This is a genomic window from Neisseria sp. CCUG17229, assembly GCF_047839235.1.
Taxonomy (GTDB): domain Bacteria; phylum Pseudomonadota; class Gammaproteobacteria; order Burkholderiales; family Neisseriaceae; genus Neisseria; species Neisseria brasiliensis.
This window is the reverse complement of sequence record NZ_CP181247.1, coordinates 1,655,190-1,668,890: the sequence shown is the minus strand read 5'-3', so window position 1 is coordinate 1,668,890 and position 13,701 is coordinate 1,655,190. Positions and strand designations below refer to the sequence as shown.

General features: G+C 49.3%; 13 protein-coding genes and 2 tRNA genes. 9 read left to right on the top strand and 6 right to left on the bottom strand.

Annotated features, from left to right (window positions below; genetic code table 11):
• Window positions 1–17 precede the first annotated feature (17 nt).
• The 3 genes from ACM67B_RS07990 to ACM67B_RS07980 all read left to right on the top strand — a co-directional run bounded on the left by ACM67B_RS07990 (window position 18) and on the right by ACM67B_RS07980 (window position 1,117).
• Window positions 18–94: transfer RNA gene (locus ACM67B_RS07990), tRNA-Arg, on the top strand.
• Window positions 95–114: 20 nt separating this feature from the next.
• A tRNA-Glu gene (locus tag ACM67B_RS07985) sits at window positions 115–189 on the top strand.
• Between the two features lie 403 nt (window positions 190–592).
• On the top strand, window positions 593–1,117 hold the full coding sequence (locus tag ACM67B_RS07980; RefSeq protein WP_416189168.1) for a hypothetical protein: 525 nt from the start codon (window positions 593–595) through the stop codon (window positions 1,115–1,117).
• Window positions 1,118–1,184: 67 nt separating this feature from the next.
• Here the strand turns inward: ACM67B_RS07980 and pncB are convergent, their stop codons facing one another.
• From pncB to ACM67B_RS07965, 3 genes are all read right to left on the bottom strand, one after another.
• Window positions 1,185–2,408: a nicotinate phosphoribosyltransferase gene (gene pncB / locus ACM67B_RS07975; RefSeq protein WP_416189167.1), complete on the bottom strand. Its 1,224-nt coding sequence runs from the start codon at window positions 2,406–2,408 to the stop codon at window positions 1,185–1,187.
• 77 nt (window positions 2,409–2,485) lie between these two features.
• On the bottom strand, window positions 2,486–3,346 hold the full coding sequence (locus ACM67B_RS07970; RefSeq protein WP_416189166.1) for a segregation and condensation protein A: 861 nt from the start codon (window positions 3,344–3,346) through the stop codon (window positions 2,486–2,488).
• Window positions 3,343–4,119 (bottom strand): ThiF family adenylyltransferase, encoded by a 777-nt coding sequence (locus ACM67B_RS07965; RefSeq protein WP_416189165.1) that lies wholly within the window; start codon window positions 4,117–4,119, stop codon window positions 3,343–3,345. Before ACM67B_RS07965 ends, ACM67B_RS07970 begins: the two co-directional genes overlap by 4 nt.
• Before the next feature lie 186 nt (window positions 4,120–4,305).
• Between ACM67B_RS07965 and ACM67B_RS07960 the strand changes: the two genes are divergently transcribed.
• From ACM67B_RS07960 to ACM67B_RS07945, 4 genes are all read left to right on the top strand, one after another.
• Entirely contained in the window at window positions 4,306–4,770 is a 465-nt protein-coding gene (locus ACM67B_RS07960; RefSeq protein ID WP_095503087.1) for a universal stress protein, read from the top strand.
• A 214-nt stretch (window positions 4,771–4,984) separates the two neighbouring features.
• The gene (speA, locus tag ACM67B_RS07955; protein ID WP_416189164.1) at window positions 4,985–6,877 is read left to right on the top strand and encodes a biosynthetic arginine decarboxylase; all 1,893 of its coding nucleotides are present in this window, start codon (window positions 4,985–4,987) and stop codon (window positions 6,875–6,877) included.
• A gap of 65 nt (window positions 6,878–6,942) precedes the next feature.
• On the top strand, window positions 6,943–7,869 hold the full coding sequence (speB, locus tag ACM67B_RS07950; RefSeq protein ID WP_416189163.1) for an agmatinase: 927 nt from the start codon (window positions 6,943–6,945) through the stop codon (window positions 7,867–7,869).
• Window positions 7,870–8,100: 231 nt separating this feature from the next.
• Complete coding sequence (locus tag ACM67B_RS07945) at window positions 8,101–8,667, top strand: DUF411 domain-containing protein (protein ID WP_416189162.1); 567 nt, start codon at window positions 8,101–8,103, stop codon at window positions 8,665–8,667.
• A gap of 98 nt (window positions 8,668–8,765) precedes the next feature.
• Here ACM67B_RS07945 and ACM67B_RS07940 read toward each other — a convergent pair whose 3' ends face one another.
• The 3 genes from ACM67B_RS07940 to ACM67B_RS07930 form a co-directional block, all read right to left on the bottom strand.
• Window positions 8,766–9,716: a MetQ/NlpA family ABC transporter substrate-binding protein gene (locus ACM67B_RS07940; protein ID WP_416189161.1), complete on the bottom strand. Its 951-nt coding sequence runs from the start codon at window positions 9,714–9,716 to the stop codon at window positions 8,766–8,768.
• Window positions 9,717–9,809: 93 nt separating this feature from the next.
• Complete coding sequence (locus tag ACM67B_RS07935) at window positions 9,810–10,496, bottom strand: methionine ABC transporter permease (RefSeq protein ID WP_096295610.1); 687 nt, start codon at window positions 10,494–10,496, stop codon at window positions 9,810–9,812.
• A 1-nt stretch (window position 10,497) separates the two neighbouring features.
• A complete protein-coding gene (locus ACM67B_RS07930; protein WP_416189160.1) occupies window positions 10,498–11,235 on the bottom strand; it encodes a methionine ABC transporter ATP-binding protein in 738 nt (245 codons plus the stop codon).
• A 343-nt stretch (window positions 11,236–11,578) separates the two neighbouring features.
• On the opposite strand from ACM67B_RS07930, the gene ACM67B_RS07925 reads away from it, so the two are divergent.
• Together ACM67B_RS07925 and ACM67B_RS07920 are read left to right on the top strand one after the other, a co-directional pair.
• Entirely contained in the window at window positions 11,579–12,583 is a 1,005-nt protein-coding gene (locus tag ACM67B_RS07925; protein WP_416189159.1) for a right-handed parallel beta-helix repeat-containing protein, read from the top strand.
• Window positions 12,584–12,740: 157 nt separating this feature from the next.
• Window positions 12,741–13,700, top strand: a complete 960-nt coding sequence (locus tag ACM67B_RS07920) for an IS30 family transposase (protein ID WP_416189158.1) — start codon at window positions 12,741–12,743, stop codon at window positions 13,698–13,700.
• Window position 13,701 lies beyond the last annotated feature (1 nt).

The window sequence follows — 13,701 nt, the reverse complement described above, 5'->3', positions numbered from 1 at the left end:
CAAATCTTTCTTACAGCGCACCCGTAGCTCAGTTGGATAGAGTATCTGGCTACGAACCAGAGGGTCGGGCGTTCGAATCGCTCCGGGTGCGCCATTAAGAAAATCCTTTATTCCGCGCCCATCGTCTAGCGGTTAGGACATCGCCCTTTCACGGCGGTAACCGGGGTTCGATTCCCCGTGGGCGTGCCAGATTTTGATTAAAGCCTTGCTGATTTTAGCAAGGCTTTAATTTTTTGTGTTTTTAAAGCAGTGTGTCTTTTTGTTCAACTCTGTTTCAGATGACATGAAAACCATCTTTACAAGCATACTTGATTTTCATGTCATGCCGTTTACCAATCGAGCAGTTTTAGATAGCTTAGGAACAAATAATTTATATGTAAATTATCTCTTTACTAAAATTGATTAAGTTTTTCGTGCGTAAAGCCTTGGTTTAGAAGCTTGTTTTTATGGTTTTATTTATCTTGTGATGGCCGATTTAATTGAGTTTATGAGCATAAGGTAAGAATGCTTTCATTCAAATCCAATACAAATACAATATTCTCTGCTAAGGTAGCAGCACATTAATCAAAATCAACTGAATAGGAGTAAACACATGAATGCAAATTTGAAATGGATCGCTTCGGCAATCGTGGCTACAGTGGCTTTGTCGGCATGTAGCAGTACCGGCAGCACCAAGCCAGCCTCTGCTAAGCAGCCGACTCAAGAGCAAGTGGTAGCGCAACAGCAAGCTGCGACCGGTCCGCAAACGGTTAAGGTCGATTCTATTGATTCAACCAAAGAAGTGGCCTACAAATGCGGCCCTAAAGGCGAAGAGAAATTGACCGTAATGTATGGTGTGAAAAACAATCAGTTGGTCGCAGCGCAAGTTCGCTTTAAAAACGAGCTAACGCCGAATCTGTTCCGCGTTGTCGGTGCCAATGACCAGAATATTTTCTGGGGTGAGAACGTGGCTTGGTTTGCTGAGAAAGCCACTCCGGCTAACGTAGATAAAGTTGACGGTAATATGCTGACCATCCGTGGTACGACTCAAGTCAACGGTAAAACCGAAGTAGTGGATCAAATCGTGACCCGCGGTTGTTCATTGGATAAAACCGCGACTGCGCGTTTGAAAAAATAATCGTTTGATAAAATGAATATAAAAGGCCGTCTGAAAATTAATTTTTCAGACGGCCTTTTTATCAAGTTTATTTCTTATCCGCTTCAGGCTCGGGAATTTCAAACACCTGACGCAGGTAGGCGAGGAAAGTGTCGTTGGTGGTCATGGTTTTACCCGGTGAGTCGGAAAGCTTGGCAACCGATTGGCCGTTGCACTCGACCAGTTTCAACACGATATTGAGCGGCGTATGTCCCATGTCGTTGGTGAGGTTGGTGCCAATACCAAAGCTGGTTTTGAAACGGTCTTTGAAATATTGGTGCAATGCCCAAGATTTCTCGATGTCGAGGCCGTCTGAAAAGGTCAGCATTTTGGTGTGACTGTCGATTTTGAGCTTTTTATAGTGTGCATAGGCTTTATCGCCCCACACATACGGATCGCCGCTGTCGTGGCGCAGACCGTCGAATAGCTTGGCAAAGTAAAGGTCAAAATCGCGCAGGAAAGCATCCATGCCGACCACATCGGTCAGTGCAATGCCTAAGTCGCCGCGGTATTCGTGTACCCATGCTTCAAGAGCGGCTTTTTGCGAATTGCGCAAGCGCACATCCAAGGCTTGGAAGGCTTGCAGGAATTCATGCGCCATGGTGCCGATGGGCGTGATGTTGAGTTTTTTCGCCAAGTAAACATTGCTGGTGCCGCGCACGATATGCGGTGCGGCATCGTTTAAGGTGCGCACAACGTGTTCCTGCCACGCAAGATTGTAGCGGCGGCGGGTGCCGAAATCGGAAATCAAAAACGGCGGATCGGAAGGGTCTTGCTGGGCGGCAATTTGTTTTAAGGCATCGACTTTGGTTTGCAAACGGCGCTCGCCCTCGGCCAATACTTCCGGCGTTTCCAAGCGGCGGAAGAAGAGTTCGTTCACAATCGCCAAGATGAAAATTTCAAAAAACATCGCCTGAATCATCGGCCCTTCGATGCGGATGTGCAGGCGGCCTTGTTCGTCGGAATGCACTTTGACAAAGCGGCGTTTCAGTTGGAAAAGCTCGAGGTAATCGACAAAGTCGCTTTTGATGAAACGCAGGCGGCGCAGGTAATCCAATTCGTCGTCGGTGAAACGCAGTTGGCACAGGGCATCCAATTCGCGTTCGAATTCTTCCTGAATGTCGGCCAGTGGGTAAACCATTTCTTTGTTGCGGCAACGGAATTCATACAGGCTGTGGGTTTGCGGGAATTGATGCAAAATCACCTGCAACATGGTGAATTTATATAAATCGGTGTCGAGCAGCGATTTGATGATGGGGTCGTGTGAGGTCATAAAGATGTTCTCATTAACGGGCGAATGAAGTATTAAAACATGTTTGGCCACCAAGATGACCGAAAGTTTACAAACTTTTATGGATTTTGGGCATCAAGGCCGTCTGAAAGCGATTCTGGCAACTCGATTTCCTCGGTTTCGGCCTGTTTCAAATGGATTTCGATTTCGTCAAAGCTGCTTTCCTGCACAATGCGCACCAAGCCTTCTTTGGCCAGTTCCAACAGCGCGATGAAATTTACCACCACATAAGCCGCACCTTGCTCGGGCTTGAATAAGGTGGAAAAACGGCTGAAACCGTGTTCGTTCAGACGGCGTAAAATCGAGGTCATCTGCGCGCGCACGGAAATGGCTTCGCGCACCACTTCATGACTGCGCGTGTGTTTGGCGCGCGATAAAATACCGAGCCAAGCCTGCGTTAAATCCGCCACGGCGACATCAGGCAGCTTGGCTTCGGCAGCAATTTCCAAAGGCAGATACACCCACGCAAAATCACGGCCGGCGCGGGGCAGGGCATCCAAGCCTTGCGCGGCGAGTTTCATTTGTTCGTAAGCCAGCAGACGGCGCACCAATTCGGCGCGCGGGTCGGCTTCTTCGTCTTCGATTTCTTCGGGGCGCGGCAGCAGCAGACGGGATTTGATTTCAATCAGCATGGCCGCCATCAATAAATATTCTGCGGCCAAATCAAATTGATAAGCTTCCATTTGCGCGATGTAGTGCAGATATTGCTCGGTAATTTTCACCATCGGAATATCGAGTACATCAATATTCTGCTTGCGGATTAAATACAGCAGCAAATCCAGCGGCCCTTGAAAGCTCGACAACACCACTTCCAACGCATCGGGCGGAATAAACAAATCTTGTGGGATGTCGGTAACGGGTTGGCCGAACACATACGCCACCGCGCTTTCAGACGGCCTCATCATCTCGGCAGCGTTCATTTGCCACCTGCAATATGGTCAATCGCCGCTTGCGCACAATACAGGCCGAAGCTGGCGGTGACCAGCATACTCGCGCCATAACCGGCGCACGACAAACCTTGCGGCGCCGCATCCGCAGCGCAGGCGTCACCCGATTGCGGCGGGGTAATGTTTTCGGTGGAATACACACACGGCACGCGCATTTTGTCGGCAGTGTTGCGGCTGAAGCCATAGCGTTTGCGCAAGGTGTAGCGCAAGTTGGCCAGCAAAGGGTCGTGGGTGACTTTGCTTAAATCGGCCGTCTGAATCAAGGCAGGATTTTTTTGGCCACCCGCGCCGCCACTTAAGATAAACGGCTGTTTGTGTTGCACGAAATAAGCCGCCATCGCTGCTTTGACACGCACTTGGTCGATGGCATCGATGACAAAATCAAAGCCGTCTGAAAACAAATCAGGCAGGTTTTCTTCGCTCACAAAATCTTCAATTTCAACCACTTGACAAGCCGGATTGATTTGCAAAATGCGCTCGTGCAAGGCGCTGACTTTGGCCTTACCGAAATCGTCGGTCAGGGCATGGAGCTGGCGGTTGACATTGGATTCGGCGACATTGTCCAAATCAATCAAAGTTAAACGACCGATGCCGCTGCGTGCCAATGCTTCTACCGCCCACGAGCCGACGCCGCCGACCCCAACCACGCACACATGCGCCTGATGAAAGCATTGTAATGCTGAATCGCCATACAATCGGGCAATGCCGCCGAAACGGCGTGACGACAGGGAATCAATATCGGACATGGTCAACCTTGTGATAAATCAAAAAATAAATGAAAAGGCGGTGGCGCGAAGCAAAAATTCATCGCAAAAAGCCAAAGACGTATTATACTTGAACCATGAAGGCTGTTGTGTAAAGCTGAAAGAACAGTCTATAATCCCATCACTTGAAAATATCGTGCCGCAAAAAGGCATTGGAAGGAGATGACAATGTATAAGCATTTGGTTGTTGCCGTTGATGGTAGTGAAACCTCTTTAAACGCGTTGAAACATGCGGCTGATTTGGCCAGCGTTAACGAAGCCCGCCTGACTTTGGTGCATGTGGCCAATCCGGCGGAATACATGGCTTTGGCTCCTGAGTTTTTGCAACACGAAAGCTACGAAGCTGCTGCTGTGGCGCAGGGTAACGAAGTATTGGAATTTGCTGAAAAATCAGCGCGTGAAGACGGCGTAACCAACATTGTGAAACACTTGCTGGTAGCCAACAAAGGCGCGCGTGAAATGGCACAAGAATTGGTGGATTACGCCGATGCCAACGGCGCTGATTTACTGGTGTTGGGCACGCACGGCCGCACCGGTCTCATGCATCTGCTGATGGGCAGCTTCGCCGAAACCGTGATGCGTCAAAGCCACTTGCCATTGTTGGTAATCCGCAGCAAAGCCGAAGAAGAATAATGCTTCTTTAAGCTGAGATAAACACAGGCCGTCTGAAATATTTCAGACGGCCTTTTGTTATGATTTAGGCAATGTGAATATTTATTTTTTATTATCTTGAAAATATCGCCAAATAATTTCTCAAAATGCCGAAAAAATCCTTATGTTGTCACCAATTGGTTTTATAATCGCTTTTTAGGTTTAGCGTAATCATTCTATTTGAAGGGAAGCAAACATGGCTGCACCGACCATCAGCGAGGTCTGCAATATCCGTTATTGGGGCATTAATTATTATGATGCCGATGACAAGGGCGAAGTGATTGTACGCCCGAATCCGGCTGAGCCGGAGAAAACCGTGTCGCTGCAAAAGCTGGCCGAGTCGGTGCAGCAAAAGCAGGGGGCGCGGTTGCCGATTTTGTTTTGCTTTCCGCAAATTTTGCAACACCGCCTGAGTTCGATTAATCAGGCGTTTCAGACGGCCAGAACCGGTTTTGGCTATGAAGGCGATTATTGCTTGGTGTATCCGATTAAGGTCAACCAGCACCGCCGCGTGATTGAAACGCTGATTCACAGCCAGCAGCCGCATGGTTTGGAAGCAGGCTCGAAAGCAGAATTGATGGCCGTGTTGGCGCACGCCGGCACCACGCAGACGCTGATTGTCTGCAACGGCTATAAAGACCGCGAATACATCCGCTTTGCCTTAATGGGTGAGAAGCTTGGTCATCAGGTTTATTTGGTGATTGAGAAGATTTCCGAAATCGAAATAGTGCTGGAGGAAGCGGAAAAACTGGGCGTGAAACCGCGCTTGGGCGTGCGTGCGCGTTTGGCTTCGCAAGGCTCGGGCAAATGGCAGGCTTCGGGCGGCGATAAGTCAAAATTCGGCTTGTCGGCTTCGCAAGTGCTGCATTTGGTTGAAGTGTTGAAACAGAGCAACCGCTTAGACTGCCTGCAATTGCTGCATTTCCATCTCGGTTCGCAACTGGGTAATATCCGCGACGTGGCCACCGGTGTGCGCGAGTCGGCGCGTTTTTATGTCGAATTGCATAAACTCGGCGTGAATATCCAATGCTTCGACGTGGGCGGCGGCTTGGGTGTGGATTACGAAGGCAACCGCACGCAATCGGATTGCTCGGTCAATTACAGCCTGATTGAATACGCCGAAACGGTGGTGTGGGGTATAGGCCAAGCCTGTCGCGAACACAATCTGCCGCACCCGACCATCATCACCGAAAGTGGCCGCGGCATTACCGCGCATCATGCTGTGCTGGTGGCGAATGTGATTGGTGCGGAACGCTACACGCCGCAAGAATTGAGCGCGCCGTCTGAAGACGAACCACGCGTGTTGCACAGCATGTGGGAAACGTGGACGGATATTTTCGCTTCACGCGAAAAGCGTTCACTTAGAAGCTGGATACACGAAAGCCAGTTTGATTTGTCGGACGTGCACAATCAATACAACGTCGGCCTGCTCAGCCTTGAGCAACGCGCGTGGGCAGAGCAGCTTTATTTGAATATTTGCCACGAAGTAGGCGAGTTGTTCAACGAAAAACACCGCTCGCACCGCACCATCATTGATGAATTGCAAGAGCGGTTTGCCGATAAATTGTATGTGAATTTTTCGCTGTTCCAATCGCTGCCTGATGTGTGGGGCATTGACCAATTGTTCCCCGTTTGCCCGATTACCGGTTTGAACCAAAAAGTTGCCCGTCGCGCTGTGTTGTTGGACATCACCTGTGATTCAGACGGCACCATCGACCACTACATCGACGGCGACGGCATTGCCACCACCATGCCAATGCCCGATTATCCTGATGACAATCCGCCATTGCTGGGCTTTTTCATGGTCGGCGCGTATCAGGAAATTTTGGGCAATATGCACAACTTGTTCGGCGATACCACCACCATCGACGTGATGGTACACGGTGAAAATCAATTTGACGTGGTTGATTATGACGAAGGCAATACCGTCGCCGATATGCTCGAATATGTGTACCAAGACCCAAAAGAGCTGATGCGCCGCTACCGCGAACAAATTGAACATTCTGATTTACCAGCTTCGCAAGCGATGGCGTTTTTGAAAGAGCTGGAAATCGGGCTGAATGGCTATACTTATTTGGAAGAGGAATGATGTTCAGACGGCCTATTGATGAAAAGACCGTCTGAAAAAACAATTATATATTAAAAGGATACAAAATGAACCCATACACCACCCTTGCCGGTAAAACCGATAATTCACTGGTTTCCAACAATTTCGGCTTCCTGCGCCTGCCGCTTGATTTCAACCCTTACGAAGGCAATGCCGAGTGGGTGATTACCGGCATTCCTTACGACATCGCCGTATCCGGCCGCTCCGGCGCGCGCTTCGGCCCCGAATCCATCCGCCGCGCTTCGGTGAATTTGACGTGGGAACACAAGCGTTTTCCGTGGACGTTTGACGTGCGCGAACGCTTAAACATCGTCGATTGCGGCGACTTGGTTTACTCCTTTGGCGACAGCCGCGATTTTGTCGAAAAACTCGAAGCCCACGCGCTGCAATTGTTGCAAGCCGGTAAAAAATGCTTGAGCTTGGGCGGCGACCATTTCGTGACCCTGCCGTTATTGCGCGCCCACGCTAAACATTTCGGCAAACTCGCCTTGGTGCATTTCGATGCCCACACCGACACCTACGCCAACGGCAGCGAATTCGATCACGGCACCATGTTCCACACCGCGCCGAAAGAAGGCTTGATCGACCCGTCGCGCTCGGTGCAAATTGGGATTCGCACCGAATACGACAAATCATTGCCGTTTACCGTGTTGAGCGCGCCGCAAGTCAATGACGACAGCGTCGAAACCACCGTAGCCAAAATCAAAGAAACTGTCGGCGATATGCCGGTGTATCTAACCTTCGACATCGACTGCATTGACCCCGCCTTTGCGCCCGGCACCGGCACCCCCGTATGCGGCGGCCTGACCACCGACCGCGCCCTAAAAATCCTACGCGGCCTGACTGATTTAAACATTGTCGGCATGGACGTGGTCGAAGTGGCACCGTCTTACGACCAAGCCGACATCACCGCCTTGGCCGGCGCGACCATTGCGCTGGAAATGCTGTATTTGCAAGGTGCGAAAAAAGCTTGATTACAGTAATCAAATTATTGAATAATTCAATGATTTAACTCAATCAATATGCCGTCTGAACCTATTAGGGGCAGATGGCATATGGTTTTTGTCAGTAACACAAAAAAGTTGTGAATATACTTGCTGTTGAGACTGGTAATGGGGTTGTATTTTGATCATGATAAAAAGCCTTGTGTCATCAAAAAGCCGCTCTTAAAATAGTAGAATAGTGCAATGAATAAGGGTGTTTTTATGAAAAATAAACTGACTTTTGTTGTTTTGAGCCTGCTGCTTGTGGCGTGCCAAAAAACGGATATTCAACAGGAAAATGTGAATTTGCAGGATAAAACAGCGTCTGCATCTGCCGCTAGGCATTCTTCTTCACCTGTAACATCTGCTCGGAAAACATTAAAAGAACAGCTGACGGTTAACCGTGATGCCAACTGTGGTTGCTGCCATCAATGGATAGAACATGCCAAAGCGGATAACTTGGCGATCAAGGATGTGGTACTTTCAAGTAATGCTAAAGTAGCTGAAATCAAAGATCAGTATGCGATTGCACCGGAAATGCGTTCATGTCATACGGCGGTCAGCAGCTCCGGCTATGTATTTGAAGGGCATGTTCCCATTAAGGCAATGACTGCATTTTTAGAAAATCCCCCTGAAAATGCGATTGGCCTTGCTGTGCCGGGTATGCCGGTAGGCAGTGTCGGCATGGAAAATGGGGAACATTTTATGCCTTATGAAGTTATGCAGCTGAATCATGATGGTACCTATCAGGTTTTTGCGAAAATCGACAAGCCGTCTGATCAGTATTAATGATTTCATATCACCGTGATTATATTAAGGCCGTCTGAAAGATTAGTCTTTCAGACGGCCTTATTGCAGCTATCTAATATTGAATCAAAGCCACTCAATTATTGCGCGGCAGAAGCTGCAGAGGCAGCAGATGCTTCTGAAGCGGCTTCGGCTTCAGCGGCGACCATTTTGGCTTCGTCAGCAGCTTGGCCACCCCATACGGCAGGGTATTTGTAACCGGCAAAGCGTTGTTTGGCGTAAGATTTAAATTCTTCCGAATTGTAGGCGGCTTCTACGTCTTTCAACCATTGAGCGTCTTTGTCGGCGGTTTTCACGGCTGCCCAGTTTACATAGGCAAAGCTAGGCTCTTGGAACAGCGTTTCGGTCAGTTTCATGCCGCTGCTCATGGCGTAGTTGCCGTTTACCACAGCGAAATCAACATCGGCGCGGCTGCGTGGCAATTGTGCGGCTTCCAGCTCGACGATTTTAATTTTTTTCAGGTTTTCGGCGATGTCGTTTTTAGACGCGGTCAATGGGTTGATGCCGTCTTTCAGTTTGACCCAGCCCAATTCGTTCAACATCACCAAGGCGCGGGCGAAGTTTGACGGGTCGTTTGGCGCAGAAACGCTGCTGCCTTCTTTTACGTCATCCAATGAGGCTAATTTGCCCGGATACAAACCCAATGGCGCGGTCGGTACTTGGAAGGCTTCAACGATGTCTAATTTGTGCTCTTTGCGGAAATCTTCTAAGTATGGTTTGTGTTGGAAGACGTTGATGTCGATTTCACCTTCGGCCAAAGCCAAGTTAGGGCGCACGTAATCGGTGAATTCGATTAATTTCACGGTGTAGCCTTGTTTTTCCAAGGCCGGTTGGATTTGTTCTTTCACCATGTCGCCGAAGTCGCCGACGGTGGTGCCGAAGACGATTTCTTTCTTGGCAGCGGTGTTGTCGGCAGCCGGAGAGGCGGCAGAAGCGGCCGGTGCGGCTTCCTGTTTTTGACCGCCACAAGCGGCCAAAGCCAAGGCCAGCGCGGCGGCTGAGAAGGTTTTCAATACGCTGTTTACGTTCATAACAATACTCCTTAAATGTGTGTGGCAGAAATCATAACATGCCGTCTGAAAAAAGATGAATGATTTTTCAGACGGCCTATATAAACAATGCTTCTATCGCTTGTCGAGGCGGCGCGAAATCCAGTTGCCCAAGCCCTGCATGGCAATCACCATCAGCACCAAAATCGCCACGATGAAGATGATGACTTCAGTTTGATAGCGGTAATAACCGTAGCGGATGGCCAAGTCGCCCAAACCGCCGCCGCCGATCATGCCGGCCGCCGCGCTGTAAGAGAGCAGGCCGATGGCCAATACAGTAATACTTGACACCATGCCGGCGCGTGCTTCATTAAGCAGTACTTTGCGGATGATAGTAAGCGGTGTCGCGCCCATGCTGATCGAGGCTTCAATCACGCCGCGTGGCACTTCACGCAGGTTTTGCTCGACCAAGCGGGCAAAATAAAACAGGCCGGATACGCTCAACACCAACGAAGCGGCGTAAGGGCCGATGGTGCTGCCGATGATGGCGCGGGTGGCCGGAATGAGCGCAATCATCAAAATCACAAACGGAAACGCGCGCATCAAGTTGACCAAGTTGTCCAACACAAAATTCAGCGGTTTGTTGTAGTGCAATTGTCGATTTGAAGTGACAAACAGCAACACGCCCAATAAGGTGCCGAATACCACGGCAAACAACGTGGACAAACCAACCATGATAAAGGTTTCGCCCAAGGCTTGGTAAATTTCGCCTTTCATGCCGCTGATGGTGGCGAGGGCTTTGGAAAAAGTCAAATCCGCCATCTCAATCCTCCCGAATCAGTTCGCGCCCGATTTCTGATTGGGCATGAATTTGGTTGTTGTTCACTTCTACCACTTCCAGTAGGCGGCCGTTGTCCAGCAGGGCGGCGCGGTCGCATAAGCGGCGAATCACGCTCATTTCGTGGGTCACGATAACGATGGTCACATTGAAGCGTTTGTTGATGTCTTCCAAGCATTCCAACACGCTGCGGGTAGTGGCAGGGTCGAGTGCGGAAGTCGGCTCATCGGCCAAAATCACTTGCGGATTAGGTGCCAACGCACGGGCAATGCCGACACGCTGTTTCTGTCCGCCCGAAAGTTGAGACGGAAAATGGCCGGCACGTTCCTGCAGACCGACAATCTCCAAACATTCCGCCACACGCGCACGAATTTTTTCAGACGGCCATCCGGCAATTTCCAACGGAAAAGCCACATTATCCGCCACCGTGCGGTTGCTCAACAGATTAAACTGCTGAAACACCATGCCGATATTCTGCCGCGCTTGGCGCAACTGCGCGCCGTTTAGCGCCATCAAATCCTGATTGCCAACCAAAACCCTGCCCGAATCAGGCCGCTCCAACAAATTAATCAAACGCAATAAGGTCGATTTGCCCGCGCCGGAATAGCCCATCAGGCCGAAAATTTCACCGGCTTTAATTTCCAAACTGGTCGGCTCCACCGCCGTAAACCACGATTTATCGCGCGTTTGGTAGCGTTTGGAAACCTTGTCTAAAATAATCATAATGTTCTCAAATACAACAAAGCCCGATGTCTGACACAACGGGCTGGTTTTGCAGGGAAATAAAATGTCATCTGCAACGCTTTAGCTGTTTGTGCCCGCAAGCTGTGTCAAATCGGCATAAAAGTGTGAATGAGAAATATTAGCGAAAACGTGAAATTGTGTCAAGAATCAAGGCCGTCTGAATGATTGGACGGGTTTGCTTTGAAAAATAACCAGTATTGTGATAGAAAGCCGTCTGAAGTCGACAGGCAGATGTTCAGACGGCCTGCTGAGTATTCTATTCTTATGATTAATTGATAAAAAAATGAAAACCATCAGAATTTTAGCCAGCCTAGTCGGGGTAATGGCAGCATTTCCTGTATGGGCGGCAACCTGCACACCAGCGCAATTAGACGAAATTTTAGCGCCGGCAACAGCTCAGCAAAACAGCGTAGAAGTTGCCTGCTCGGCTACCTTGCCGAAAAACCGTACCATTAGCAAGCGTTTGTATTTTACGGGCGCAGCGGCAAGCAATCAGGTGTTTGATTGCAATAGCAATACGATTGCGCCTACCCATATTACGGGCGGAGACAGCATAGTGATTCGCTCGAAAAAGCAGCAAAACCAATGGCTGCGCCCGGAAAACTTAACCATTCGTGGCTGCAAAGTGGCCGGTTCGGTACGTGTGATGGGCATGGGCGCGAATGGGGAGGCGGAAGTCGTGCGCTTGTCTTCGCTTGAGGTCGGTCATACGGAGCGTGTGCAAGCTGCGGCACCAAGTCGTATTCGTTTGGAAAACATGAATATTGTCGGAAATGGCCGTATTCCTTTGTATCTGGCGCCGGGCGTGAATCATGTCACGGTTGCTAATAGCCGCATTACAGGGCGTAGCAAAAGTGTGGCGGTTTATCTGGATGCAGAGAGTGGCCACAATACCTTTACCCGCAATACCATTGACGCCAAAACATCCAAGCGGGAATTGATTGCGATTGATGGCTCGGCACATAATACGTTTAGCCATAACCGTTTTTCCGCGCTTAATCACGGCGGCATTTATTTTTACCGTAATTGCGGCGAGGGCGGCACCATCCGTCACCAAGCGCCGTCTTACAATACCTTAAGCCAAAATGTGTTTTACTATCATCGATATAGAGGGCGCTTGCCGGCAGTATGGCTGGGTGCGCGTCAAGGCAACCGCAATTATTGTGAAGCAGATGCGGGCTATGCGTTTGGCAGCAGTTTGGATAACCGCGATTTTGCCGATTTTAATGTGGTTGAGAACAACCAAATTTATCGTTTACCCATTCGCAAAATGATTCGTGATGAGGGAAACAATAACCGAATCAGTGAGAATCGCACAGTAAGATAATTGAACTTACTATTTGATTAAATTAATAAAAGGCCGTCTGAAAATGCTTGATACATTTTCAGACGGCCTTACATTCGCCTAACAAGTGCAATTTCCAATAACAGAAAAGGCCAGTATGCGGTAGTATACTGCCTTTCCTGACAAGAAAGATTGCAATATGGCCTACACACAACTGACCTCACACCAAAGATACTACATTTCCAGACATTACCGCAACCTACCCCTAAACCAAATCGCACAGAACATCGGTTGTCATCCCGCCACCGTCAGTCGGGAAATCAGACGGCATTCCGTCAACGGAACCTACTGTTACCGAAAAACACAACAGCAAAGCGAAGTTAAAAAGAAAAACAAAAAGCCAACCAAACTGACTACTGCCGTCAAACAGACTGTTAACAAACTGATTACCCAAAAATACAGCCCCGAACAAGTCTGCGGCTATCTGCTGAAACATCAACACATCAAACTGCACCACAGCACCCTTTACCGCTATCTCACCAAAGACCGTCAAAACGGCGGCGACCTGTACACCCATCTGCGTATCGTTTCCAAACCCTACCGCAGAAAATACGGCAGCGGTGCATGGACAAAAGGCAGCGTACCGGACAGAACCGACATTGAACACAGACCTGTCATTGTCGATCAAAAAGAGCGGGTCGGCGATTTCGAGATGGACACCATTGTCGGTAAAGACCAAAAAAGCGGACTGGTGGTTGCTGTTGAAAGAAAAACCAAATTTGTCGTTATCCGCAAAATCAGCAATTTCAAAGCAGAAGATGTAGCCCGGGTAGTGATTCGGGCATTGAAGCCATTTAAAGATATCATTCAAACGATTACTTTGGATAACGGTAAAGAGTTTTACCGGCATAAAACCTTTGCCAAAGCCCTGGGTGCGGAAACTTACTTCTGCCGTCCATACCATTCTTGGGAAAAAGGCTTGGTGGAAAATACCAACGGGCTGATCAGACAATACTTCCCAAAGGGGACGGATTTTAGGAAACTGGGTGCTAAAAAGATTAAAGCGGTTGAGGAGGCCCTTAACCGCCGACCGAGAAAGACATTGGACTATGAGACACCGGGTGATCTGTTTTCAGCAGCCCTTGCCAATGGCATTTGAG

Excerpts from the sequence above, each read along its gene's own strand:
- ACM67B_RS07960 (WP_095503087.1), top strand. The coding sequence starts at position 4,306 with ATGTATAAGCATTTGGTTGTTGCCGTTGATGGTAGTGAAACCTCTTTA.
- pncB (WP_416189167.1), bottom strand. The coding sequence starts at position 2,408 with ATGACCTCACACGACCCCATCATCAAATCGCTGCTCGACACCGATTTA.
- speB (WP_416189163.1), top strand. The coding sequence starts at position 6,943 with ATGAACCCATACACCACCCTTGCCGGTAAAACCGATAATTCACTGGTT.
- ACM67B_RS07965 (WP_416189165.1), bottom strand. The coding sequence starts at position 4,119 with ATGTCCGATATTGATTCCCTGTCGTCACGCCGTTTCGGCGGCATTGCC.
- ACM67B_RS07945 (WP_416189162.1), top strand. The coding sequence starts at position 8,101 with ATGAAAAATAAACTGACTTTTGTTGTTTTGAGCCTGCTGCTTGTGGCG.
- ACM67B_RS07920 (WP_416189158.1), top strand. The coding sequence starts at position 12,741 with ATGGCCTACACACAACTGACCTCACACCAAAGATACTACATTTCCAGA.
- ACM67B_RS07970 (WP_416189166.1), bottom strand. The coding sequence starts at position 3,346 with ATGAACGCTGCCGAGATGATGAGGCCGTCTGAAAGCGCGGTGGCGTAT.
- ACM67B_RS07925 (WP_416189159.1), top strand. The coding sequence starts at position 11,579 with ATGGCAGCATTTCCTGTATGGGCGGCAACCTGCACACCAGCGCAATTA.
- ACM67B_RS07930 (WP_416189160.1), bottom strand. The coding sequence starts at position 11,235 with ATGATTATTTTAGACAAGGTTTCCAAACGCTACCAAACGCGCGATAAA.
- speA (WP_416189164.1), top strand. The coding sequence starts at position 4,985 with ATGGCTGCACCGACCATCAGCGAGGTCTGCAATATCCGTTATTGGGGC.
- ACM67B_RS07940 (WP_416189161.1), bottom strand. The coding sequence starts at position 9,716 with ATGAACGTAAACAGCGTATTGAAAACCTTCTCAGCCGCCGCGCTGGCC.
- ACM67B_RS07935 (WP_096295610.1), bottom strand. The coding sequence starts at position 10,496 with ATGGCGGATTTGACTTTTTCCAAAGCCCTCGCCACCATCAGCGGCATG.
- ACM67B_RS07980 (WP_416189168.1), top strand. The coding sequence starts at position 593 with ATGAATGCAAATTTGAAATGGATCGCTTCGGCAATCGTGGCTACAGTG.